17 protein-coding genes are annotated in these 23,738 nt (G+C 62.0%); 3 read left to right on the top strand and 14 right to left on the bottom strand.

Features of this window, described 5'->3' with window-relative positions; all coding sequences use genetic code 11:
• The first annotated feature begins 8 nt into the window (after window positions 1-8).
• Together AC5ZFO_RS00535 and AC5ZFO_RS00530 are read left to right on the top strand one after the other, a co-directional pair.
• On the top strand, window positions 9-1,859 hold the full coding sequence (locus AC5ZFO_RS00535; protein WP_404979682.1) for a type I secretion system permease/ATPase: 1,851 nt from the start codon (window positions 9-11) through the stop codon (window positions 1,857-1,859).
• A 134-nt stretch (window positions 1,860-1,993) separates the two neighbouring features.
• Entirely contained in the window at window positions 1,994-3,388 is a 1,395-nt protein-coding gene (locus AC5ZFO_RS00530; RefSeq protein ID WP_282518508.1) for an HlyD family type I secretion periplasmic adaptor subunit, read from the top strand.
• A gap of 89 nt (window positions 3,389-3,477) precedes the next feature.
• Here AC5ZFO_RS00530 and AC5ZFO_RS00525 read toward each other — a convergent pair whose 3' ends face one another.
• From AC5ZFO_RS00525 to AC5ZFO_RS00510, 4 genes are read right to left on the bottom strand one after another with little or no spacing between them, the layout of a single operon-like run.
• Complete coding sequence (locus AC5ZFO_RS00525; protein WP_496121030.1) at window positions 3,478-4,164, bottom strand: N5-glutamine methyltransferase family protein; 687 nt, start codon at window positions 4,162-4,164, stop codon at window positions 3,478-3,480.
• A 56-nt stretch (window positions 4,165-4,220) separates the two neighbouring features.
• On the bottom strand, window positions 4,221-4,841 hold the full coding sequence (locus AC5ZFO_RS00520) for a hypothetical protein (RefSeq protein WP_282518506.1): 621 nt from the start codon (window positions 4,839-4,841) through the stop codon (window positions 4,221-4,223).
• Complete coding sequence (locus AC5ZFO_RS00515) at window positions 4,838-5,860, bottom strand: TAXI family TRAP transporter solute-binding subunit (RefSeq protein WP_282518505.1); 1,023 nt, start codon at window positions 5,858-5,860, stop codon at window positions 4,838-4,840. Before AC5ZFO_RS00515 ends, AC5ZFO_RS00520 begins: the two co-directional genes overlap by 4 nt.
• A gap of 46 nt (window positions 5,861-5,906) precedes the next feature.
• Entirely contained in the window at window positions 5,907-7,973 is a 2,067-nt protein-coding gene (locus AC5ZFO_RS00510) for a coiled-coil domain-containing protein (protein WP_496121027.1), read from the bottom strand.
• Between the two features lie 396 nt (window positions 7,974-8,369).
• Here AC5ZFO_RS00510 and AC5ZFO_RS00505 point away from each other — a divergent pair, with 396 nt between their 5' ends.
• Entirely contained in the window at window positions 8,370-8,906 is a 537-nt protein-coding gene (locus AC5ZFO_RS00505; protein WP_496121025.1) for a DsrE family protein, read from the top strand.
• A 130-nt stretch (window positions 8,907-9,036) separates the two neighbouring features.
• Here AC5ZFO_RS00505 and AC5ZFO_RS00500 read toward each other — a convergent pair whose 3' ends face one another.
• From AC5ZFO_RS00500 to AC5ZFO_RS00455, 10 genes are all read right to left on the bottom strand, one after another.
• Window positions 9,037-11,769 carry a non-ribosomal peptide synthetase gene (locus AC5ZFO_RS00500; RefSeq protein ID WP_282518502.1) on the bottom strand — a complete coding sequence of 911 codons (2,733 nt, stop codon included), beginning with the start codon at window positions 11,767-11,769 and terminating at the stop codon, window positions 9,037-9,039.
• A gap of 138 nt (window positions 11,770-11,907) precedes the next feature.
• Complete coding sequence (locus AC5ZFO_RS00495) at window positions 11,908-13,797, bottom strand: GumC domain-containing protein (RefSeq protein ID WP_282518501.1); 1,890 nt, start codon at window positions 13,795-13,797, stop codon at window positions 11,908-11,910.
• 11 nt (window positions 13,798-13,808) lie between these two features.
• Window positions 13,809-15,797 (bottom strand): asparagine synthase (glutamine-hydrolyzing), encoded by a 1,989-nt coding sequence (asnB, locus tag AC5ZFO_RS00490; protein ID WP_496121023.1) that lies wholly within the window; start codon window positions 15,795-15,797, stop codon window positions 13,809-13,811.
• 3 nt (window positions 15,798-15,800) lie between these two features.
• Complete coding sequence (locus AC5ZFO_RS00485) at window positions 15,801-17,057, bottom strand: O-antigen ligase family protein (protein WP_282518499.1); 1,257 nt, start codon at window positions 17,055-17,057, stop codon at window positions 15,801-15,803.
• Window positions 17,054-18,277: a glycosyltransferase gene (locus AC5ZFO_RS00480; RefSeq protein ID WP_282518498.1), complete on the bottom strand. Its 1,224-nt coding sequence runs from the start codon at window positions 18,275-18,277 to the stop codon at window positions 17,054-17,056. The genes AC5ZFO_RS00485 and AC5ZFO_RS00480 overlap by 4 nt, the downstream gene beginning before the upstream one ends.
• A gap of 239 nt (window positions 18,278-18,516) precedes the next feature.
• A complete protein-coding gene (locus tag AC5ZFO_RS00475; protein ID WP_144030703.1) occupies window positions 18,517-19,179 on the bottom strand; it encodes a helix-turn-helix transcriptional regulator in 663 nt (220 codons plus the stop codon).
• Window positions 19,180-19,468: 289 nt separating this feature from the next.
• Window positions 19,469-20,740, bottom strand: coding sequence for a polysaccharide biosynthesis/export family protein (locus AC5ZFO_RS00470; RefSeq protein ID WP_282518497.1), 1,272 nt, complete (start codon window positions 20,738-20,740; stop codon window positions 19,469-19,471).
• A gap of 67 nt (window positions 20,741-20,807) precedes the next feature.
• Window positions 20,808-21,848, bottom strand: a complete 1,041-nt coding sequence (locus tag AC5ZFO_RS00465) for an NAD-dependent epimerase/dehydratase family protein (RefSeq protein WP_282518496.1) — start codon at window positions 21,846-21,848, stop codon at window positions 20,808-20,810.
• A gap of 12 nt (window positions 21,849-21,860) precedes the next feature.
• Window positions 21,861-22,598 (bottom strand): sugar transferase, encoded by a 738-nt coding sequence (locus AC5ZFO_RS00460; protein ID WP_282518495.1) that lies wholly within the window; start codon window positions 22,596-22,598, stop codon window positions 21,861-21,863.
• Complete coding sequence (locus tag AC5ZFO_RS00455) at window positions 22,595-23,734, bottom strand: DegT/DnrJ/EryC1/StrS family aminotransferase (RefSeq protein ID WP_282518494.1); 1,140 nt, start codon at window positions 23,732-23,734, stop codon at window positions 22,595-22,597. The genes AC5ZFO_RS00460 and AC5ZFO_RS00455 overlap by 4 nt, the downstream gene beginning before the upstream one ends.
• Window positions 23,735-23,738: the final 4 nt, after the last annotated feature.

The raw sequence follows: 23,738 nt of genomic DNA, 5'->3' as shown, positions 1-23,738 counted from the left end.
ATATGCACATGCACGCTTCGGCAAAGCACGCTTCGGCAAAACAGTCTGCGCTCGCGGATGTCTTCCGTCGGATACGTCCCGGTCTGCTCGCGGCCGGTGGACTATCCATCTTCATCAATCTGCTGGTGTTCGTATCGCCGATCTACACCATGCAGATCTACGATCGGGTGCTCACGAGCCGAAACGGGATGACGCTGCTACTGCTCTCGCTCATCGCGCTCGTGCTCTTCATCAGCTACGCGACGCTCGAGCATTTTCGCAGCCGGGTTCTCGTGCAGACTGGATTGCGCTTCGACCGGTTCGTCTCGGGCGAGACGTTCGAGACCGCGCTCGGACAGGCGCTGAGCACGAGCAGCTCGCATCATGTTCAGCTGCTGCGCGATGTCGACACCTTGCGTGAGGTGCTGTCGGGGGGCGTCATCACGTCGCTGATGGACGTGCCGTGGACGCCGATCTTCCTCGCGATGTGTTTCCTGCTTCATCCGCTGATCGGCCTGGTCGCCCTGATCGGCGCGATCATCATCCTGACGCTCGCCTTCCTCAACGAGCGGGTTACGAAGGCGCCGTTGAATGCGGCCGCGTCGAAGAACCTTCACGCACTGGACCGGTTGACGTCCTCGCTGCGCAACGCAGAAGCGATCCGCGCGCTTGGAATGGGACCCGCGGTCCGCGCCGCCTGGGCGGTAACTCATGGTCAGGCGCTGCTGGAAAGCGCGACGGCCGGAGAGCGGGGCGGGACCTTGCTCGCCATCTCCAAATTCCTGCGCATGGCGATTCAGGTGGCCATCATGGGAGTGGGCGCTTATCTCGCGATCCAGCAAGAGATCTCCGGGGGCGTTCTGTTCGCGGCTTCGCTGATCATGGGACGCGCGCTCGCGCCCGTCGAGGCTGCGGTGTCGCAATGGAAGGCGCTGGTTGCCGCGCGCACATCATATGCCCGGCTGGATCGCGCGCTTGCGAACCGCGCCACTGAGCGACAGCCGACACGGCTGCCGGCCCTGGTCGGCGAAATCTCCGTCGAGGCCGCGACGGTGCTCGTCCCCGGATCGCAATTACCGGCCATCGCCGACGTCTCGTTCCGACTGGCCCCTGGCGAAGTCGTCGCCGTGGTCGGCCAGTCCGGTTCCGGAAAATCGTCGTTGGCGCGGGCCCTGGTCGGCGCTTGGCCGCTGGTGCACGGCTGCGTCCGCATCGACGGCAACGACGTCAGGCATTTCGATCCCAATTTCCTTGGACAGAACCTCGGCTACCTTCCGCAGGATGTCGAACTGTTCGCCGGTACCGTGCGTGACAACATTGCACGTTTCCGCGACGACGCCTCCGACGAGGCGGTCGTCGAGGCAGCGCAGCTGGCGTCGGCGCACATGATGATCCAGCGTCTTCCCAAGGGCTATGACACCGTGATCGGGGATAATGGCGCAGGTCTTTCTGGCGGCCAGCGGCAGCGCATCGGGCTCGCCCGCGCGCTGTTCGGCAAGCCGGTGCTGGTGGTGCTCGACGAGCCGAACGCAAATCTCGACGGCGACGGCGATCGCGCGCTCGCCGATGCGATCCAGCGACTGAGGCAGAGCAAGGTGACGATCGTGATCATCAATCATCGCCCGAACCTGCTCGCCGCGGTCGACAAGATCGTGTTCATGCACGACGGACGGCTCGGGCAGATCGGCACGCGCGAGGAAATGCTGCCTGCGCTGCTCGGCAAAACGGTCGCGCCGATGCGGCGTGACGTGCGCGAGCCCGCTGAACATCATCGCGCCGATCGTCATCACCATGCTGACGGCAACCATCGAACCGATGGGGCTCACCGTCAGCCGCAGCTTTCAAATCAAGCGCGTCAGGCGCACGCGACGAGGCAATAATGGACAAGATGTTGCAGCGGGGAACGGACGCTCTTCACAACGAACTGGCGGAGCTTTTGAAGCAGTTCAACAAAACCGATAAAGCGGCGCAGGAGCCGCGCCCTCCGAGCAAGCTCCTTGCGAAGGCGGAGACCATGACAAAGTCGTTGGTCGATCTTGCCAGGGCGAAACTGCTGGTCGATCTTGCCAAGGTGAAACTGCCGACCTTGTGGCCCCGAGGGTCAGTGGGCAACGATGAGGATCCGTCGGGCGATTGGCAGACCCCCGCACGGCGAGGCTTCCTGGTCGTCTTCCTGACCTTCGGCGTATTTGGCGGCTGGACCGCCCTCGCATCGATCGACGGTGCCGTGGTGGCCCCCGGCTCCGTCGTCGTCGAGAGCGACCGTAAGGTGGTGCAGCATCTCGAGGGTGGCATCGTCCAGAACCTGTTGGTCACGGGCGATTCTCATGTCGCGGAAGGCCAGGTCCTGTTGCGGCTCGATCCGACCCAGGAGCGGGCCAAGGAAGAGATCGCCCGCTCGGCGGTTTACTCGGCAGTTGCCGAGGAGGCGCGCCTGCAGGCGGAAGCCGAAGGAAAGGACAGCATCACGTTTCCGACCGAGCTGCTCCAGAAGACGTCCGATCCGAGTGCGATACGCGCGATGGGTGACCAGAAGCGGCGCTTCGATGAACGTCGCGCTGCGCGAAAGATCGAGATCTCGATCCTCGAGGAACGTATTGCGCAGGCGCAGCGGCAGATCCAGGGGAATACCGCGCAGAACAAGGGCGCGCGCGCGCAGTTCGACAGTGTCAGTCAGGAATACACCAAGCTCAAGCCGCTCGTTGATCAGGGCATCGTACCGTTCGCACGCGTCGCCACGCTGGAGCGCTCCAGAGCGGATCTCGAGGGCAAGATCGGCGCATATGAAGCGGATATCGCTCGCTATGGCCGCATCATCGACGAGTCGCGGCTCCAGATCGATCAGGTCGGGCAGAAGGTGCTGGAGGAAGCGACCGGCAAGCTCGCCGACACGCGCGCCCAGCTTGCCGATGCGCGCGAGAAGCTGCGCGTCGCGGTCGATGTTCTGGCGCGGATGGAAATACGCGCACCGCGATCGGGGCGGATCGTGAACCTCAAGCTTCACACGATCGGTGCCGTGATCAAGGCGGGCGACGTGCTGATGGAGATCGTGCCGGACAACGACGTTCTCGTGGTGGCCGCGAGGGTGTCGGCGCTTGATATCAACCACGTCCAGCTCGGCCTTCCGACGGAGGTGCGGCTTCCCTCGTTCAAGGCGCGCTCCACCCCGATCGCCGTCGGCGAGGTTCTTTCGATCTCGGCCGACGCCACGCGCGACGATGTCACCCATCAGCCCTATTACGAGGTGAAAGTCTCGGTCCAGGTGACGCAATTCCCCGACAAAGTCCGGGAGAAGCTCAAGCCGGGCATGATGGCCGACGTCCTGATCGCAACCGGAGAACGCACTATTCTTGCTTATCTGACCCAGCCGATCACGGACGCGATCCGGCGCGGGATGCGGGAGAGCTGATTCGCTGACCGGCCTGTGCAAGGGTCGCCGGGTTCAGGGTGCTACGCTGCAATGCCAACGATCATTGTGGGGGAAGGGCTCGAACCCGGCTATCCCTTCGCGTAGGCCATGACGACGCGACCGGCGCCCGCGTCGTCCAAGACCACGCGGACATTTTCGTAAGCGTCGTTGCGTTCGAGCAGGGTTGCCACCTGTCGATCCTGGCCGCGGCCCACCTCGAACAACAAAAGTCCTCCCGGCCGCAAGTAGCGAGGTGCGTCTTTTGTAACGCGCATATGGATGCTCAGTCCGTAGGGCCCGGCGGCGAATGCCTCGCGCGGCTCGTCTGTGAGCAGAGAGGCGCGATCGCCGTTGAGCCGGGATTCCGAGATATAGGGCGGATTGCAGACGATCATATCGATGGTGTGCTCGAGTTGCAGGCCTGCGAGAGCTTTGAACAGATCACCTTGGAGCACGGTGATGCGGGACTCCGCGCCCTGGCTCGCGGCATTGCGTCGCGCGAGCTCGACACATCCGTCAGTCAGGTCGCTCGCCCAGACGCGAGCGTCGGGAATATTGAGCGCGATCGCGCACGCCAGATTGCCGGCGCCGCAGCACATGTCGACGATCCGCGGCGAGGGCAGGTGTGTCCGGCGCAGTGTTTCAACCGCGGTCCTGCCAAGCAACTCCGTCTCCGGCCGCGGCACCAGCGCGCCGGGAGCAACCTGCAGTTCGATTCCCATGAATTGGGTACGTCCTCGCTCGTAAGCCTCGGCTACGTTGATTGTCTCGCTCATCGCATTCACACCTCACGCGTGACGTCTTCCCCGTCAGCCGTTCAGCTTGCCGTTTTTCAGCTGGGCGGCCAGGTGCAGACCTTTGCAAATCGCCGGCGGACGGCGTCCAGACCTGTCAGTTCAAATGTTTCCTCGTAGGGCGCAGCCGTTCCAGCATACACTTTGGTCTGAAGCCGGCCCGCCCCTGGCATGGAGTTGATGAAGCGGACGACGTCGCCCGGAAAGGCGAGACTTCGTCCGCCATCAGCAACCCTCCATCGTTGATCGACAGGCGGTTGATCATCGATCTGGAATACGACCCTCATGTCGGTGCCTGGAGTGTTGGTCCAGGAACCCGCCGCGGAGAGCAACAGCTCGGTCCGATTCGCGCGACAATGAATGGCGAGCGACGAGGGCCCATCCTTCGCGCCGGCTCGTGCGGTGATCCGGGCGGCGATCTGCGGCTTGTGGTCCACCGGTGATGTCGTTTCGCTCAAGATCCAGTTCGGACTTTGCGGCGGAGCTTGGAAGGATTGCTCAGGTGCTTCCCCAACCTGCTCGTCGACGCATGTCATGTGCTCCATTCCCTGAAATTTCGCGCATGCCCTCGAACGATCTGGCGTGTCGCCGGCTTGCGCGCAGCTTAGATGACCGATACCCGCGAGCAAGACGGCCGCAAGGGTACCGGTTCGCTTCATCGCGATAATCCGACTGTCGCGCTGGGCGAGCGATCGAGCCATTCCTGTGCCGGACCAAACCGGGCCAGAGTGGGGACGCCGGCGCGGAGATTCACGTCCTTCCATTTCGTATCGAAGCCAGCGGATTGCAGCCGGTCGAGCCGTCCGAACAGGTGGTCAACAAAGCGCACCATGCGCCGATAGCGATCGGTCTGCGGCTGCCAGTTGTAGGCGGCAAGAATCGTCGGGACGGCAATGGTCGCGATCCGCTTGCCGGCAGGCACGAGGTTTGGATAGTCCTTTGAATCGAGGGACGACGGAAGATAATAGTCTTCAAATCTGGGGTCGTATTCGATCGGCAGGAACTTGAAGCCATCATCCCAACGTCCTTTCAAGAAGGCGTCGACCGGCTTTGATGTGATGAAGACGACCGCTGCGATTTCGCCGCTCTTCATCTGTTGCAATGCGACCTGGTGGGGAATGAACATCTTTTCGACGTTCAGTCCCAGCCGGCTGAAGATCAGCGGACCGGAATAGGCGGCTGCCGTACCCTGGGTATTGAAATTGACCTTCTTTCCCTTGAGGTCGTCGAGCGACTTGATCTCGGGACGCACGAAGACGTGCAGCTCGGCCGGGAAGAGGTTGAGAACATAGACGATGCGCTTTTCGATCGACGGAACCTGCGCCTTGTACTCGTCAAGGGCATCCATGTTGATGATCGCGGCATCAACGCCCCTGAGATAGAGCAACGAATTGACGTTCTCGGTCGCACCTGTCGTCACGATCGGAATGACGTGAAGCTTGTCCTCCTCGTTGGCGACGCGTGCGATCTCTGCGGCGAGCCGAAGCGGTGCGCCCTCGATAAGTCCTCCGGCGAGCCCCACCGTCCATGCATTGATACGTTCCTTTGCGGCCGTATCAGCATTCCGCGGCGCGGTCGGCGCCGGCGGGTCTCGCGGCGCGCGAGATTGGGCGTTGGCAGCAAGCTGCAGGCCGACCAGTGCCAATGCGACCGTGAACGCGAGCTTACTCAATGACATGGGCCTCTCCACTCTCTGGTCTGGCTTCCGGGGCTCGCTCCAGCAGCTATTTGAGCCCCTTGATCCGTCCTTCTGCATCTCGAATGCCGCCAGCCTGGGCTCGTTCATACAGCTCGCGCGCCTTCGCGGAATCGCCGGCGACGCCGCGAGCGTCCCACGATTGCAGCACGTGAGGATCGTAAGTTTCGGCCAGCATAAAGGCTGCTTGCGCGCTGCCATGTCCAAGCACGTATTCCAGCAAGCCGCGGGCACCGTTGATGTCGGCCTGCCGCAACAATGCGCTGGCACGCGCGAGCAGTCGCTCCTCGTTCGCAAGCGGGCGCAGTGCTCCGCTCGCGGCGGCCTGTCGCTCCACCGAAGCCATGGCCTTCGAGTCGGCGCCGGGCAGGGCAGTCCCCTTTGTGATCTGCGCGCTCGGTGGCGTCGGGGCGGAGGCTGACGGCGCGGGCGGAGGCGAAGCAGCAGGCTGGAGGCTGCTCTGGCTCGGTGCGCGGCCGGTGGGCTCACGCGAGGGCGCCGCCACAACCGCGGAAGCATTCCATGCGGCCAGATGATCCCGGGCGGATGCGAACGTTTGGAGCATTGCGGCGCCGTTGCCCGGTTGCTCCTTTTCGCGCTTGGCTGCCGCCTTTGTGGCGGCCTCGGCGGCTCGTGCAGCCTCCGACGTTTCAGCCCGCGCCAGGTCGCGTTGATCCTTCAGCGACGCCGCCTCGCGCGCGAGAGCGTCCGCGCGGCCGCGCTGCTGTTCGACCTCTCGTTTCAGCGTTAGTTTTTGCTCGGCGTCTGCAGCTCGGGCCGCAGTCAGCTCAGCGCTCGCCGTTTGCGCCGCACGGAGTTCAGCCTGAAGGGACTGCAGCTGGCGGTCTGCGCTCTCAGCTCTGTCCCGCTGCTTCTCGACCTCTCGTTTCAGTGCCAGTTTTTGCTCGGCGTCTGCAGCTCGGGCCGCAGTCAGCTCAGAGCTCGCGGTTTGCGCTGCACGGAGTTCAGCCTGACGGGACTGCAGCTGGCGGTCCGCGCTCTCGGCTCTGTCCCGCTGCTTCTCGACCTCTCGTTTCAGTGCCAGTTTTTGCTCGGCGTCTGCGGCTCGAGCCGCAGCCAACTCAGAGCTCGCGGTTTGCGTTGCACGGAGTTCGGCCTGAAGGGACTGCAGTTGGCGGTCCGCGCTCTCGGCTCTGTCCCGCTGCTTCTCGAGCTCGCGTGTCAGCGCCAGCTTTTGATCGACATCTGCAGCGCCGACCCTCGTGGTCTCGGAGGCCGCGATCCGGAGGGTGCCGAGTTCGCTGATCAGGGCTTCTGTCTTGTCCTGCTCCTGCTTTAGTTCGCGCTCGAGAGCCCGCCTTTGTGCTGCCTCCGCCGCGGCGGACTTCGTGGCTTCGGATGCTGCGTTGCGCGAAGCCTCAAGCTCCGAGCGAAGCGAGGCAAGTTGGAGGGCAAAGCGTTTGGCTCCATTCCGTCGGTCGACCGGCCGCTCCTGTTTCGGCTCGGGTTCGGGCGCCTGCATGGCCTTTGAAGCCGCGACCCGTGCGACGTCGAGCTCCGTCTTCAGGAAAGAGAGCTCACGTGACAGATTTTCGGTCTTTACCCGCTCCTGTTCGAGCGCCTGCGTTTGCTGAATACCAATCTCGATGGCGCGGACAGTGTGCGTCTGGGTCTGCCGCGCCGCGTCGAGCTCCACTCGAGCCGCAGCCAATTCGCGCGCAAGCTTGTTCGCTCGTTGCCGCTCCTGATCCAGCAACAGGTTCTGGTTGAACCGCTCCGCCTCGGAAGCAGCTTGAGCCGGAGTTGACACCGGGGGCGGCGTGGACGTCATGTCCCGCGCAGGGGCATCGGCAGCCGCGCGGGGCTGCTCGGTCGCGGTCCTCGCTCCGCGCGATCCGGGCGCGGCTGGCCTGCTTCCAGCGGGCTGTGTCGCGGCGGGTCGCGCCTCGTCCGCGCGTTGGGCGAGCTTCAGCCTTTGTTTGATCCCGTCGATCTGTTCTGGTCCGCGCGTGCATCCGCACTGATCGAGCATCGCCGGTGTGATGTAGGAGGCGCCACGGTCGCTGTCGTCCTGGGATTTGGCATCGGCAGTTCCAGTCAGAACCGGCAGAAAGCAGGTGATCAGAACCACCATGAGCCGGCCGGCTCTGTCGCATGCGCGTGAGCCGTCAGCGACGTCGAACGATCCTGGTCCGCGGAATGCAAATTGCCGGTGCCCGGGTCGGCGCGCAGCTGTGGTCAGCGCGACGGCTGTTCCTTTCGACAGGCCGAATCCGTGTACCCCCATTGAGACGCCCAACTGCTTGGTAGGGATCATGATGCCTGGCAGCGATCATGGCATATCGTCCATGACGGCGCTTTCATCGACGCGATGTCGATGTCGCAGTTGCGGTAGCCAAAACGGAGTAGTGCGCCGACGATGGGAATTAAGTAGATCGGACGGACCTTTGCCCAAAGCTGCTTGCCCCGACGGTTACGCTTAAATAGCTTGCGACGTGCACGCTTCGTCACACACGCAGGAAGCACAGCCATGAGCAGATCATTTGCCATTTTTGCCGGCGTGGCGGCTGTCGGACTGGTTCTCATTAGCGGCATCGAAACCCGCGGTTCTGCGCAATCCACCCTCTCCACCAAGAATCCCAGCACTACCGCCAGGAACGCAAATGCCAGAATGGGTGTTGCGACACCTCGGAAGCAGCCGCCGCATCGAGTTGTCATCCATGTCGACGTCAACGATCCGGCCGTCATGAATCTCGCTCTCAACAACGTCAGCAACGTCGTTCAGCACTACGGCGACCTCAGTCAAAAAGTCGAAGTCGAAGTCGTCGCATACGGGCCAGGACTGCACATGCTGCGAGACGATACCTCGCCTGTGAAGGGGCGCATCAAGATGATGACCGAAACAACGCCCGAGCTTACGTTCTCGGCCTGCGGAAATACACGAGAGAACATGACCAAGAATGAGGGCAAGGAAGTGCCTCTCATCACGCAAGCGAAGGTCACCAAATCCGGGGTTGTTCGCCTGATGGAGCTTCAGGAGCAAGGCTGGAGCTACCTGCGGCCCTGATGATCGTACGCGGCACGCCCAAGCGCGAGACGGCGGGTTCGAGCCAGGTTTGAGCCGAACCCGCGTGATCTCTCTGTGCTGTCCTGTGGTGGGCAGGACCGGCCCCTCAAAAAGCATTGTGTTGTGTGGATCAGGAGCAGGACGCCCCGATCGCGCGCTCGATGACGGGCCGATTGATCGAGAGGTGGGGCTCGACCACCAGATCAAGATGTCCGCCGGCGATCGGAATCACGTCCAGTTCTTCAAACAGGGAGTCCCATCCGAGGCGCGGCGTGACGCCAGGCCGATGGCAGGCAAAGACAGTTCCCTTGATGGCTAGACGAGGCTTGGCATCCTCGACCCAGCGTCCGAACGCGCGCATCCGGAGAATCTCCTCGAGCTCGAGCTTGAGCATGAAGCGCGTGTTTGCCAGGCGAGGCCATGTAATGGTGTCGATGAGCCTGCAGAATCGAGCCTCCTGGCCCAAGCGAGCGGCGAACTTCGCCACCGAGCGACAGAACATGCGGTAGATCGTCACTCGATGGGATCGAATCCGCTGTAGCGTGCGAGAGAGGGCTTCCCGGTGATTTGCTCTGCGAGGGCCGACATTGGTGTCGAGGATGCCCAGGAATTTGACGGCACGACCTTGTTCGATCAACCGGCTTGCGACTTCGAAGGCGACGCCGCCGCCCAGGGAATAGCCGATCATTCGGACGTCGCCGCGTGGTTGGACTGCATTGATCTGTTCGACGGCCATCGCGGCCATCTCCTGCACGGAATCGCGTCCCGCGAGGCTCCAGCTCAGATCTGGATAGCGAATCGGAATCACCCGCGCCACCTTGCCGAGCTGAGCGCCAAATGCGGCCATGCTCGGGCCATACCCCATGGAGCCGGGCAGTATGACAAGACCTGGGAGAATCTGGTCGTTTAGACGCTGCCGCACCGGTGGCTCCACCGTCGCGATAGCCCGGATCATGTCTTCAGCGCTCATATCGACCGTGAACGCTTCCATGCTGACTTCGCGGCCGATGAGGTCTTCGATATCCATGACGCAGCGCAGGAGCTTTAGGGAATCACCGCCGGCCTCATCCCAGCGTCCGGCGGCTTCCGGCACGCCGAGGATGCTGCTCCACACCTGCTGCACGATCCTGTTGGCCTCGGCCATTCCTTGCATCGTCGGCACGGGCGCGGGCGAGGTCGTTTTGCTTTCGAGATCGAGCAGCTTCAGCTTGGCGTGATCGATCTTACCTCCTGGAAGGCGCGGCATCTCCGGTATCTCGTGCAGCCTGGTCGGATGCAAAGCCGCAGGAACAGCCTGCCGGATGCTGTTGCGAACGTCGGTCCGGAAGTGCGCTTTTTGTGGATCGGCCGGCGATGCAAACAGGACCAACTCGTTCGCGTCCGTCACGACGGCGACAGCGTCCTTCACATAGGTGAGCTTGCGCAACGCACTCTCGAGCTCGGCCGGCTCGACACGCTGGCCATTGATCTTGAGCTGGCGTCCCTTCCGTCCAACGATCCGCATCAGTCCGTGCGTATCCACGGTGACGAGGTCGCCGGTCTGATAGATGCGAGACTTTGGGTCATCCGGGGAGGGCGATGCCGGAGAAAGCCGTCCGTCTTCCCAGTATCCGAGCATGACGTACCTGCTCTTGATCACCAGTTCGCCGACTTCACCGTGCGGGACGGGCTTCCCGCTTTCGTCAACCACGGCGTACGATATGCCGGGAAGCAGGTAGCCAACAGGAACGCTGACGCCGTCCTCTCGCCATTGCTTGGGAAGAAACCACTGGGTGCCGGTGGTTTCCGTCGACAGATAGCTGACCTGGATGAAGCAACCCGGTGGTATCGCTCGCCGAACGAGCGCGATATCGGTCCACAGGACCTTCTCCCCGCCGATGCGGATCATGCGAAGCGAGTCGAGATCGCCTGGCCGGCTTGCGTTGATCAGTGCACGCACCAGGGCGGGTACAACGTATGTGATCGTCACCTGTTGCGTGGCGATCTGGCGAAGAACGCCACGCAATCCGAGCGCCTCGACGTCGACGATGTGCAGTTTCGCCCCCGTCAACAAAGCCGACAGCATCTCCCGGCAACCGGCGATCGTGGTGGGGCCGCTCAGAGGCATGAAGACGTCTGTCGCACTTATGTGGCAGGCGTCCACATATTGCTGGACGCGCTGGAGCAGGTTGCGTTGGCTGTTGACGACCCCCTTCGGAGCTCCGGTGCTGCCGGAGGTATAGAGCACTACGGCAGGCGCATCGACCGAAACCTGGGGGAGTGTTGAAGTTGCTGCGGAAGGGTCGCTGGCGCCGGCGGCGTCGAGCCAGCGCAGGCCGTGGTGTTGGATCCACCCGGCGGAGCTGTCGCCGTCTTGCCCGATCAGCACGGAAATCCGGGCGGCTGCGGCGATAGCCGTGAGCCGCTGAACTGGATCGCGGGGATTGAGTGGGACGAGGACTCGTCCGGCCGCCATGCAGGCCAGCATAGCGATCGGCTGCCAGGCCGAGCTGCGCAGTAGCCATCCGACGGCTTCCTGCTCCGGGATCAACACGCTGATCGCCTGGGCCAAGGTCAAGACGCGGGACAACAGCTGCGCGTAGGTGAAGCTATGATTGCCGTCGCTGATTGCGACCCTGTCGGCGAACTTCGCCGTCACCGCAATCAGGTGTTCGATGGCGGGGACGCACGCAAAGCCGGCTTCCAGGGGATCGAATGATCGATCGACCGGACCGTTCAGATCGAGAGGGACTCCCACGGGGCTCAGCCAGCTCGGCGTCGCTGGAGCTTGCTCAACGGTCGAGGGCAGGTGCGCGTCAAGGGCGTCACATGGATCACCCGACGGATCGCCAGATATCTGAAGCCGCATCACCGTACCCGTCATTTTGCTGTCCCAACGTATTTAATCAGGTTTGGGCACGCATACTTCAAACGAAGGATGCCGGTTTCGCAGCCACCGTCTGGTCGATCGGCTGGCTGCTCTATCGAAAGACCCGGGTGATTAACCCAAGCCGCCTGGGGGTCATTGCCGTGGTCTCAGGCCAGATTCAGCGTGGTCGGAAACATTGATTACAGGTTCGATGCTTGTCCACCGTACCGCCGTTGTTTTGAAGCGGCGATAGTAATGCATCAAAGTCGATGTCGATGACGGCTCCAGATCCGAGGGCGCGAGCTCGGACGGTACTCCGTGCGTCAGGACACACCAGAGCTTGACACGAGCATCGAGATCCGACGTCCCGGCAAACCGATTCAAAGTGCTCCGTACGACGTCGCGGCTCGTGCTTCCGGCGCGGACGGCAAGTAGAACGTGATCCGCCCAGGAGGCGAGGAGGCGCACTTCCGGCGCGTCATCCAGCGATGGTGCGTTGATGACGACGAGATCGTAGGTGTTTCTGAAGTGATCGAACAGCGAGGCGACTTTCGGACCCGCCAACGGCCCCAGGCGACTGCCCTCGGACAATCTTGACGATATGTAGTCGAGTCCGAGCTCCGGGATGTGCTGGACGGCCTTGGCGGCCGCTCCGTCGTGCGCCAACAGCTTGAACAGATCCGCAGCCTCACCGCCGACGCGCCGGGGCAATTGAGAGAAATCCAGGAACAGAACGCGCTGTCCGAGTTGCGCCGCACAAAAGCCGAAACTCCAGGCGATCGCGCTCTTGCCTTCACCGTGCAGGCTGGATGTCACCAGGATGACATGCGGCGTCTGTGGCGAGACCGGATCGGCGGCCATGAGGGATACGACGGTCGAGCGAACGGCCCTGTTATGCGAGACAGCCGATTGCTCTACGAAGCGCTGCGGCGAGATGCTCAGCTCCGGCGGGATCGAGGGGATCAACCCGACGCACGGGATGTCCAATGCCTCTGCAGCTTCCGCCTCTGTGTGCAGACTTCGATCGAAGTGCTTCAGGATGATCGCGACGAGACATGCCAGGAGCGCGAAGATAATCGTGATCGGTGGAACAAGGAGGAACGGGTTCAACGAGCTCGGAAAGTCGGGTGGTGAGGCGTCCGCGATGACGGTCACGTCTGGCTCGGCGACCACGCCCTTCGTGGTGAGATCCTGCCGCTTTCGTATCAGTGTTTCATATTGCTGCGCCAGCGTGGTTATTTTCCACTCCAACGCGGCGGCGGCCTGTGCGGCTGCCGGTGATGACGAGATCTGACCTGAGTGACTGGCGTCCCATTCCGCTTTCGCCGTCGACAATTCGCGCTGAACATTCGCTGATTGTGTTGCGATGGCGTCCAGAGCCTGGAGCTCCACAGCCCGCTTTTGCCGGACTAGCTCGTCAGCGTAGGATCGGGCGACCAGGTTCGCGATGTCTGCGGCCCGTTGCGGATTGGCGTCGCTGGCAATTACGCTGATAACTCTGGATCGGCGCTCCTGGCTGACCTTCAGGCGCCCCTTCAATGCTGCCACCGCCGTGCCATCGCTCGGTTGGTCTCTCCGGAACGAGAGGAATCCCTTTATCTTCGACAAGGCAGTGCGGAGCAGCGAAGCCGTGCCGTTCTCGTTGGCCGGGTTGTCGAGCATCCTCAATGCCGGCAGGAGCCGCCGCAGATACGCATCGGATGACATGACCGTTACGTGCGTGTCGATCGTCGGGTCGTCCGAACCGCCAGTCGGCGTGGAATTGCCGGGTGCACCGGGATTGTCGGCCGCTCCGCCAGCTCGAGCGCTCACGACAAGCTGTGCCGTCGCGAGATAGGTGGGCGACATGAAAATACCACCGAGCACTGCGAGCAGCGCGCCCGCGCCGATCATTTTGGCAATGAAGAGCTTGTACCGCCTGATGCTCTCGAAGACATGCTTGAATGCCGCGATGGCGTCATCTGGAGGTGGCTCGTCGCCTTGTGACCGGCCCTGGGACAGGACAGTCACCGGCAGAATCCGTTTATTTGTGAACGCTTCCATCGCCTGCTCCTTTATTGCGCCGGTTCCATCACGCCTGCTGTTCGCGACGGCCCGGAGGTAACTGCTGAGTCGAGCCAGGACTGCAGCATCAAGACAGCCCACAGCGGTCGTGAGAAATCGCGGCGACCGCTAAGATGTTGAAGCCAGCACTCCTGCACGCGGGAAACGTCCAGAAGATGCTGGTTGCGAAGACGCGACTCCGAAAGGAGGTCCGACGCCCACGAACGAAGAGGTCCCTTCAGCCAGGAGCCGATCGGCACGTCAAAGCCCTGTTTCGGTCGCTCGAAGAGGTGGCGCGGCAGGTAACGGCCGAGGACCTGGCGCAGGAGCCATTTTCCCTGACCATGACGCACTTTCGCCGAGTTCGGCAGCGCCCAGCTGAACTCGACAACGCGATGATCCAGAAGCGGGCAACGAGCCTCCAGGCTCGTGGCCATGCTCGCGCGATCGAGTTTCACGAGAATATCGCTCGGGAGATATCCAAGCATATCCCGAACGATAAAATCAGACAGCAGATCGTTGAGCGGCGGGATCGAGTCAGGCTCCGAGCCTGCCTGGGTTCGCGTCAACTGCAGTTCGGAAAGCCGCGTCGACCGACGGTACATCTCGCCGACGTCGTTGCTGCCAATAAGGTCTGCCAGGCGGTTGATCCGGTCGCCGTGTGTCATCCTCTGCAACCAACCTGGAAGACGAAGTGTTTCGGCGACGCTTTCGCGCATGCCGCGCCCGAGCAGCGCCACACCGCTCGCGGCCATGGTCCGGATCGATCGGTTGGAGTTCAGCAGAGGCGCTAAGCGGGCGGAAAGTACGTGCCTGGAATACCCCCCGAAGCACTCGTCACCTCCATCGCCCGAAAGCGCAACGGTGACGTCCTGCCGTGCAAGTCGAGACAGAAGCAGTGTCGGGATCTGCGATTCATCGGCGAACGGCTCGTCCCAGATGGTTGGAAGTTCGGGGATGACCGCTCTGGCGTCCGCGGAGGTGAGACGTAGCTCGGTATGGCTGGTGCCGAGGTGCTGCGCCACGGCCGCAGCGTTAGCCGTTTCATCAAAGGCGCGCTCACCGAATCCGATCGTGAAGGTCCGTACCGGGCGCGCCGATTGGGCCTGCATCAGGGCAACGACGGTCGAACTGTCTATTCCGCCCGACAGGAACAGCCCGACCGGAACGTCGGCAACCATTCGGTCGGCGACCGCGGCCTTGAGCAGATCGCAAGCGTGGGAGACGAGCTGCTGGTCATCCGCAGTGGCCAGCGCTGCGCGGCCCGTTTGCGCGGCATCGGTCAACGACCACCAGGAGCGCGCGCGCTCTTGTAGTGCTGCGGCATCCCGGCGGACCGAGAGCTCCTCGGCACGGATCGATAGGGCGCCCCCGGGTGGAATCTTGAAGACGCCGCGCCATATGCACTGGTCTTCCGGCAACCATCCGCGGGTTAGGAACTCGGCAACCGCGCCCGGATCGATCTCCTGGTGAAAATCGGGGAATGCCGCGATGGCCTTCAACTCCGACGCGAACACCACCGCATTCGACGTCCGCGCGACGTAGAGCGGCTTTTTCCCCATTCGATCGCGGGCCAGGTGCAGCGTGCGGTTCCGGCGATCCCACAAGCCGATTGCGAACATCCCATTGCAGCGCTGGAGGGCCTTCTCCAGGCCCCATCTCTCGATCAGCGCCAGCAAGACCTCCGTATCGCTATTGCCGGTGAAGCGCTTGCCTGCGCACTCGAGCTCTTGCCGCAATGGCTTGTAGTTGTAGATCTCGCCGTTGAACGTAATGACGAAGCGGCCGTCGCTCGAAAGCATTGGTTGCCGGCCCGCATCGGAGAGATCGATGATGGACAGCCTGCGATGTCCGAACGCAACGCCGGCGTCACGATCGCTCCAGAACCCGTCCGCATCAGGACCGCGGTGGCGCAGGCGAGCCGTCATCGGCCCGATCGCCGCCAGGTCGGCGGATCGAGCAGCATGCGGCGTCTGAAGTATTCCTGTAATTCCACACATGACTTAACTTCCAACTCGCGCATGCGCCAATGAGCGCCGATCCGAGCCCAGGATGAGGCCCAGCGTGACGGCAAACCACACGGTCGGATGCCGCAGAATGAAATGGCTGATGCTGAAGACGGCGAGTGCAAAGATCAGGACAGCCAAGGCGTCGAGCCGCGCGCGAAGCAGGAGCGCAAACGTGCCGACAAGCAGGCTAACAATGGCGATCACGCCAGGCAGTCCGCCTTGGGTAAACACGTCCAGAAGAGTGCTGTGAGCTTCCACCGGAAGCGCTACGCCCTTGTCCGTGATTCCGCTTGGCTTCTCCAGATGTGGCCCGGGTCCAAGGCCAAGCGACCCGGACTCCAGTCCGGCATGCAAGGCGTCTTGCCAAAGACTTAGCCGCAGATTGGCGGTCGCCTTCGTTGCCTCACCGCCACGATCCTTCATCATGCCGGCGGCCAGCCCCTCGACATCATTCGCCGTTGCCACCCCGTAGGGAAGCAGTGAGAGCGAGAGCGGAATTATGGCCACAACGACGATCGCTGCAGCTGCGAAACGCAGGCTCCATCGATGTTCGGGTGATGTCAGCCAGCTTCGCAAGCGCAGCGCAATGAGCAGCGGGATCGACAGCGACATCGAGATAAGAAAGGTATCGCTCTTCGTCAGCCGGCCGACGACGAATGTTACGATGCAGCTAAACACTGCGACGATCCGGCCAAACCGCTTGGCCGTCAGAGCCATGTGAAGCGAGAGTGGTGTCAAGACCGCACAGTAGATTGCAAGCTGGTTTGGATTCTCCGACCACCCGCGGAACCGGTCCCAATACCATGGATCCACCGACGAGATGCTGAGATAGCCCCAGCCCAATGCAAGTTGCACCGCCACGGCGACGATCCAGAATCCGATCAGGAACCACAGCGATTGGCGCAGGGTATCCTCGGGTCTCAACGTTGCAGCCACCAGGCAAGTGAGGGCCGCCACGAGGAGATATGCGAAGATGTCGTGCACGACGAGCTCTGGGTCGACGATCTCCGGGCGCAGCAATGCAAGGAAGCCCCCGAAACTCTGAATCAAGACAAAGCAGCCCCAGAATGCAACGAGCCAGAGCAGGGCTTGGGGGTTGTAAATTCTTGAGCCGACCAAGAGATGCAGGGATGCGAGACCGAGCCAGAGGACGAGGCAGGCTTCCCCGATGCCCAGGGGGAAGCTGGGAAGACGCAGCTGCGAGGCTGTCCCAAGCACGAGGCCAAGCGCAAGAAGGGCACTGCCGATCATTGTACTTCACTGCTGCTGTGCGCCGCCGCCCGCCAGCCGCTGGAATAGCTGCGGGAAAGCAGCTGCGTGTAGAGCTCGGCATAGCGATCGGCGACGACGTTCAGGTCGAACTCCTTGCGCACCACGTTGATCGAGCGTTGACCCATCGTCTTTGCACGCGTGGAATCCTGAAGAAGGTCGAGAATTGAGGCCGCGAGCGCGCGCGGGTCGCGCGGCGCTACAAGTTTGCCGTTCCAGTCCTCGCGGACCACGTCATCGCACCCCGGCATGCGGGAGGCGACGATTGGCACGCCAGCCAATCCGGCTTCCAAAAGAACACGGGGAATGCCTTCACGATACTCAGTCGGAAAGGCAAAGAGGTCGGCGATACCCAGAAGCGCGGGAATATCCGATCTGGCGCCGGTCGCAATCACATATGGTGCGTGCGCCTCGATCAGCGCCTGACCTACCGCGAATGGACCCTCGCTTTCGCGCGGACCGACGAGCAGAAAGCGGACATTCGGGCGGACCTCATGCACGAGCTTGGCCGCTTCGAGGAGCGTTGTGATTCCTTTTTGGACAGTTAATCGACTTACTGTCAGGACAATCTCGGCATCGCCCAGCCCGAGTTCGGCGCGCAGCTCGCCAGGCGGGGCCGTTCGCGCCTGCGCCGCTTCGAAAGCGCCGACATCGATCCCCGAGCTTCCGATGATGACAGATGAGCTCTTTCCAAGCAGGCGGTGTCGTTGAAAGAAGCTGCTGTCGGCCTTGTTCTGGAAAACCGTCGCCGCAGTCCAGCAAGCAGCCAGGCGTTGCATCGCCAGATAGACGGGGCGGAAGGCCAGGGCTCTCAGTTCTGTCGATGAGAATACCCATCCCATTCCGTTGATCGTGCGCACAACGGGTACGGAGCCGCGAAGCGTCAGCGGCGCAAACAGGTTGGGCTTGGTATCAAACGTCTGGATCACGTCGGGCCGAGCGCTCTTCACGAGCCGCGCCAGCTGGCCCATGGCCGCGCGATCGGCAAAGCCGACGCCAAATCTGTCGAACTGATATTGATGATACGGGATTCCGGTCTTCGCGAATGCAGAGACTGCACCAGTGCCGGCCGCGCTCACGCGGAGGCCGCGGCTCTGCAGAGCCGCCAGGAACGGGATACGCAGAGCGTGATCCTCGCCTCCTACGCAAAGCAAGTGCAGCGCCATGTTGGTTCCTTCCAGCCCTTTGAGCAATCCCGGCAAGATGTGAATCTTCGCGGAGGCCCCCGGTTTTCCCGGCGAAAGTTTGACAGGATCAGGTTAGGACGTGGCTGCGGCCTGTCTTCATTCATTCGCATGACAGCGGAAGTGAGCGGTTGGCGGACGTGCTCGAACAGGGCTGAAAAGACGACGCGGCGCGAGTGCATGTTTGCCGAACGCGCCGCGAAGCACGTCGATGTCCGACCAGTCGAGACAACGCGACACCGTATTCCGCGTGCACGCTAGGGCAGGACGGCGAGGCGGCCCAGCAACGCGATCAGGTCTGCTTGCCGGCGTGTCTGTGTTTTGACAAACAGGGAAGCCAACTGGGAGCGTACTGTCGTTCGACTCAATCGTCGCGAACGAGCAATGTCGATCAGGTTGTTGCCTCGCGCCAACTCGAGAGCAAGCTGGGTTTCGGCAGCGGTGAATCCAAACAACCGCTGCAACGTCCGCGGCGAAGGCTCCGGATGCGCGTCGAGATCCAGCAGGATCAATGCGATGGTCTCGTCGGACCATGCATTCGCGACCTGGTTGATCAGCGCGGTAAATCCTTCCTTGGTGGATGTCGCCAACCAGGAAGTCGAGCCTGCCGGAAACTGTGCGCCGGCGCGGTGAACCAGTTGCTTGACGGCGCCATAGAGCGTTTCGTGGCTCGCATCCACGCGCGCTTCGCGTTCCAATATTGCGCGGCCGGCCGGACTGAGTTCGATGACCTTGCCGCGCCTGAGCAAGACCTGTCCGCAGCCGATCCGCGCGAGCACCCCGCGCAAGCCGTCCTGCTTGGGGTTCTGGGCGTCAGAATGAGCAGATGAAACGGGACTTGAAATATTGAATATTGATTCAGAAGAATGACGCTGTAGAGCAATGGTAGACCTTGGCAATGCTTGGCTTAAGTTCAACATTTTATTCCCCCGGCCGCGCTGACCCGATGGAGTGAACGTGCCACAAAGATTCCCAACTTCTGCCAAGCATGGCAACGTTGAATGGGGGGTAACCCCGCGGCCGTCGGAGGGGGTGAAAGTTGCCGATCTTCCGGGCATCGACCCGGTTGTGATCAACGAAGAGGTAGCAACGTGGGTTGAAGGGGTAGCAAGGCGGGTTTAAGCCTCCCGGGAGCAGCCATGGAGGTATGCGGAAGCTACTCCGGAAGGAGCGCCCTGCTTACTCTTAAGGGAGTACCTCTGTTCGTGCTCAATTCGAGAAGGCCGGCGCAGGGCGCAATGTGACTTCAATCACGTCGCCTGGCTCCACGTCGAAGTCGACGGATGCGGGTATCCTGTCCCACTGTTGACCGAGCCGCCGCACGACGACCACGTCGGGATTGAGCTCGCCTGAATTGACGGGGATGGCACCCGAGCCGCCGATGGGCTGCAGTTTCTGGCTGAGCGCCTGCATTCTCACGCGCAAGTCCGCCAATCGAACGTTCGAGTCCTTCTGCTCCCTGAGCAGATTGATCGTGCGCTGGCTGGTGACACGTCCCGCCTGCCGCACGAAGTCCTCACGCTGACGCTGGAGCCGCATGAGTTCGACGCTCGTCTGCAGGCGCCGGGTCGAGGACAGCAACAGGGCGCGCCGGCTTTCGCTGACACGAGGACTTGCGAGCAGGCCGGAGCCGAACGCCTTCATGACCCGTTCGAGCTCCTCTTCGTCGGCCTGCACGCCCTTCTCTTCACCTTCCTGTTGCTTCTTGAGCGTAGCGAACTGCGCGTCCGTTTGCTTTACGGCGTCGTCCAGGAAGCGTTGTTCCGTGCGGTAGTCGCTTTGCGAGGTCTTCAGAGAGTCCTTCTCGGCTTGAACGACCGAACCGATCACGCTCGCGGGCAGCGAAATGTCGCTTGGAGGCGTGGCGTCGAACGTGTCGCGGCCATCCAGCTCCGCGCCGGTTCGGACGATATGGAAATATTCCTTGGTGTATTCGGTGGCGAGAGACTGGTAGTCCCGTACAAGATCCGCAGGGTCGGTGGCGCCGGGCTGCATGCCACGCGATCGCAACAGGCTGAAACCGCCGGCCACTGCCACGGCCTGGCGCACGGTCATTGAAGCCCGATACGTCTGCTGTCCGGGCGTGAGCACGTCGCCGGAAACATAGACCGGCCGATATTCCACGACGCTTGCCATGACGTCGCCGGGCTTGACCACGAATGCCTGGTCGCGTCCGTCGGTCAGGCGTTGACGCAGTATCCGTGCCTGCAGCAGCGTCTCGATGCGGTTCTGCATCTGCGCCGGGGTCAGGCCGGCAACTTCAACCGTCCCCCCTCCCGGGAGAGGGATGGTGCCGTCGATCTGGATCTGCGTGCGGTTGCGTTGATCGGGGAGGCCACCGATCGAAATCTCGATGGTATCACCCGGTCCGAGCTTGTATGGCGCGGCAAGGGATAGCCCGCTTGTCGCGAAAAACAGAACCGCTGCGCATGGACCCAGCAGGAGGGTGGAAGAGGACCTGCCTTGCTTCTTGCATTTCATGGACGAACTCCCGATGCAACCGAGCCTTCGTCGCTCGCGATTTAGGGATACTGATAGAAGATCCTTCTCAGCCGGCTATCTTCAAATCCGGTATGCGGGCGGTCGGAAGAAAGATCTCGTAGTTTCCGAAGAAGTGCCTCTGCTCCTCGACGTGGTCGAACAGGCCCTGGCTCAAGGCAGCGAGGATCTCGCTGATCCCTTGCTGAACGCTGATTTCAGGCGTGAAATTCAATACCCGGCGGATCTTGTCGAAATTCACGCGGTAATTTCGGGGATCGGCGCCGCGCTCCTGATAGGTCACCTTCGATCGCGGAATGTGCCGCATGATCTCCTCAACGACCATCAGCTTGGTGAAGTTGTTTTCCTCGCAGCCCACATTGAAGACTTCGAAGGCGACCTTGCTGGTGGGCGCGCGGAGCACTTCCTCGATCGCGCGGGCAAAATCACGAACATGGCAGTAAGGACGCCAGGTGTTGGGATCGAATACCAGCAGTTCTTTTCCCAGGTGCAGTTCACGCACAAATTCGTTCACCGTGAGATCGAAGCGCATTCGCGAGGAAAGGCCAAAGGCCGTCGCAAAGCGGAGAACCGTTGGATGGAATCCAGCCTTTCCCTTGAGACCCAGGATCTTCTGCTCCATCTCCACCTTGTGCTTGGCGTAAAGGGAGAGTGGTGCGAGCGGGTAATTCTCGTCGACGGCTGTGTCTTCTTCCACGAGCCCATAGTTCGAGCAGGTGGACACAAAGATGAGCCGATCGACCGGATGATGTTGCATCGCGTCGATGAAGGACGCGACGCCATTCCGATTGATGGCGTGACTTTCGTCGGGGTACTTGCTCGTGATCGGATCGCCGACGAGCCCGGCCAGGATGACGACGTCATCCACACCCTTCAGTGCTTGATTGGCGAAACGGGGATCGCGAATATCGCCTTGCATGAATTCGTATTGCGGAACGCTCAGATAAGGCCAGGCACAGCTCTCGTTCTTGTAGATGAGCTGATCCAGGCAGCGGACGTGCCAACCCTTTCTCAGGAGATGGCCCGTGATCACTGAGCCCACGTAACCAGCACCACCTACCAGAAGCACAGTTCGCTTTTCAGTCGCCATTTGATCACCCGTCTACTTTTGAAATGAGTTCGCACCGACAGATCCGCCAGTTGGCGCTACGCCGCTCTGGCTGTCCGGTCGGGGTCTTCGCATGCGGTTGAGAAGCGGCTCCCCCACGGCGATCCAGACGGCCTGAACGATCCACCGGAGATCGGACGTGACGGTTCGATTGGAATAATATGCCAGGTCGATCTTCGCCTTGGCGGGAAACAGGACCTCCCGATAGAAATCCGCCACATTGCCGTCCGGCGGGAACAGCTCATTTTCATGGCGGAAGAGAACCTGGCATGGCCCGACGAGGCCTGGCCGGTGTTCCAGAATCTTTTCGAATCCGTTTCTGAAACAGTCGGCAAATACGAGCGTCTCGGGCCGCGGGCCGACGAAAGACATGTCACCCCGCAGGATGTTCCAGAGCTGCGGTAGCTCATCCAGCTTGAATGCAGCCAGCAGCCCGCCGATCGTCGTCATGCGGTTGTCGTTCACCATCGTGAGCGGACTTCCGCGATCGTCGCAATCGGCTCTGAACTTCCGGAACTTGTACATGCGGAACGGCGCCCCGTTCAGCCCGAGACGAAGTTGCGAATACAGTATCGGTCGCCCGCCTTCGATCCACACTGCAAGCGCAATGACCAACAGGATCGGCAACGAGACGATTATGGCCATCCCGGCACAGAGGAAATCGACGAGGCGCCGCAAGCGCACGGCCGGAGCTGCCGGCCCAGCGCATCCCGCATTGACCGTTTCGCTCATGCCTGTTCGACCTCCGCGGGACAGGTTGCCCGTAGTCCATCCGCGAGGCTGTCCGCCACGTGATCGACGTCGGCGGGAGTCATCGCGGGATGGAGCGGCAAGGTGAGCTCACGTCCGCAAAAATCCTCAGTGTTGGGTAGGCTGATGCCCGGATACTGATCCTGGTAGAACGTCAACCTGTGCACCGGGGGATAGTGAATGGTCGTCTGAACGCCGCGCTTGCTGAGATGCTCGATCAGGGGCTGCCGCGCGCTTGCCGCAGGGAGAAGGACCGGCATGAGATGGTGGGCCGATACCCACGACGCGTTGAATGGCACCAGGACCGAAGGGCAACGCTCGGCGAGCCGCCGCCGATAGTGCAGCGACAGATGCCGCCTGGTGTCGTTCCAGCCTGTCAACTTACGCAGCTGCACCAGGCCGACCGCAGCGCGCAACTCGTCCATGCGGTAGTTGAATCCAAGAAGCGTCACATCGTATTCGGGGCTGCGGCTGACGAGGCGCTGGCGCGTGTTGGTGGTCATGCCATGCGACCTGGCGCGCTTGATCATGTCGTTCAAGATCCGGTGACGCGTTATGATTGCGCCGCCTTCAGCCGTCGTCATGTTCTTGTTGCCGTAGAAGGAAAATGCGGCTGCATCGCCAAACGTGCCGACCCCTTTGACGCCGGGCGCATGCGCGGCATCCTCGATCAGGAGCAGACCCTTGCTGCGAGCGAAGGCCTGCCACTCCTCTCGATCAGCGAGGTAACCCCCAAAATGCATGAGGATCACCGCTTTCGTCCGCGAAGTGCACTTGCGGAGCGCGTCGGCCGCGGACATCAGGGGAACGGTCCCGGATTGGACATCGACGAACACGGGCCGTGCTCCGACGTAGAGCACGGCATTGGCCGTGGCGACGAACGTGAGAGATGGAACGAGGACTTCATCGCCGGGGCCGACGCCGAGCGCATGCAGGATGAGGTGAAGTGCCGCCGTGCATGATCCGACTGCAACCGAGTCCTCGGCGTCATGCATGCGTGCAAACGTTTGCTCGAATTCCCGTACGCGATCCCCCATGGTGATCCAGCCGCTATCGATTGCGGCAACAAGAGCTTCCTTCTCGTCAATTCCCAGGGCCGGCTCTGATACCAACAGCATGTGT

The sequence above is a fragment of the Bradyrhizobium sp. Unk1 genome (assembly GCF_059512345.1).
Note: the sequence above shows the minus strand (reverse complement) of the source record. Positions and strands in the feature narration are given on the sequence as shown.

What these genes read in the sequence shown, in the direction of transcription:
- AC5ZFO_RS00520 (WP_282518506.1), bottom strand. Translation starts at nt 4,841, where the DNA reads ATGAAGCGAACCGGTACCCTTGCGGCCGTCTTGCTCGCGGGTATCGGT.
- AC5ZFO_RS00535 (WP_404979682.1), top strand. Translation starts at nt 9, where the DNA reads ATGCACGCTTCGGCAAAGCACGCTTCGGCAAAACAGTCTGCGCTCGCG.
- AC5ZFO_RS00500 (WP_282518502.1), bottom strand. Translation starts at nt 11,769, where the DNA reads ATGACGGGTACGGTGATGCGGCTTCAGATATCTGGCGATCCGTCGGGT.
- AC5ZFO_RS00505 (WP_496121025.1), top strand. Translation starts at nt 8,370, where the DNA reads ATGAGCAGATCATTTGCCATTTTTGCCGGCGTGGCGGCTGTCGGACTG.
- AC5ZFO_RS00475 (WP_144030703.1), bottom strand. Translation starts at nt 19,179, where the DNA reads ATGTTGAACTTAAGCCAAGCATTGCCAAGGTCTACCATTGCTCTACAG.
- AC5ZFO_RS00515 (WP_282518505.1), bottom strand. Translation starts at nt 5,860, where the DNA reads ATGTCATTGAGTAAGCTCGCGTTCACGGTCGCATTGGCACTGGTCGGC.
- AC5ZFO_RS00455 (WP_282518494.1), bottom strand. Translation starts at nt 23,734, where the DNA reads ATGCTGTTGGTATCAGAGCCGGCCCTGGGAATTGACGAGAAGGAAGCT.
- AC5ZFO_RS00485 (WP_282518499.1), bottom strand. Translation starts at nt 17,057, where the DNA reads ATGATCGGCAGTGCCCTTCTTGCGCTTGGCCTCGTGCTTGGGACAGCC.
- AC5ZFO_RS00495 (WP_282518501.1), bottom strand. Translation starts at nt 13,797, where the DNA reads ATGGAAGCGTTCACAAATAAACGGATTCTGCCGGTGACTGTCCTGTCC.
- AC5ZFO_RS00510 (WP_496121027.1), bottom strand. Translation starts at nt 7,973, where the DNA reads ATGGTGGTTCTGATCACCTGCTTTCTGCCGGTTCTGACTGGAACTGCC.
- AC5ZFO_RS00460 (WP_282518495.1), bottom strand. Translation starts at nt 22,598, where the DNA reads ATGAGCGAAACGGTCAATGCGGGATGCGCTGGGCCGGCAGCTCCGGCC.
- AC5ZFO_RS00470 (WP_282518497.1), bottom strand. Translation starts at nt 20,740, where the DNA reads ATGAAATGCAAGAAGCAAGGCAGGTCCTCTTCCACCCTCCTGCTGGGT.
- AC5ZFO_RS00465 (WP_282518496.1), bottom strand. Translation starts at nt 21,848, where the DNA reads ATGGCGACTGAAAAGCGAACTGTGCTTCTGGTAGGTGGTGCTGGTTAC.
- AC5ZFO_RS00525 (WP_496121030.1), bottom strand. Translation starts at nt 4,164, where the DNA reads ATGAGCGAGACAATCAACGTAGCCGAGGCTTACGAGCGAGGACGTACC.
- asnB (WP_496121023.1), bottom strand. Translation starts at nt 15,797, where the DNA reads ATGTGTGGAATTACAGGAATACTTCAGACGCCGCATGCTGCTCGATCC.
- AC5ZFO_RS00530 (WP_282518508.1), top strand. Translation starts at nt 1,994, where the DNA reads ATGACAAAGTCGTTGGTCGATCTTGCCAGGGCGAAACTGCTGGTCGAT.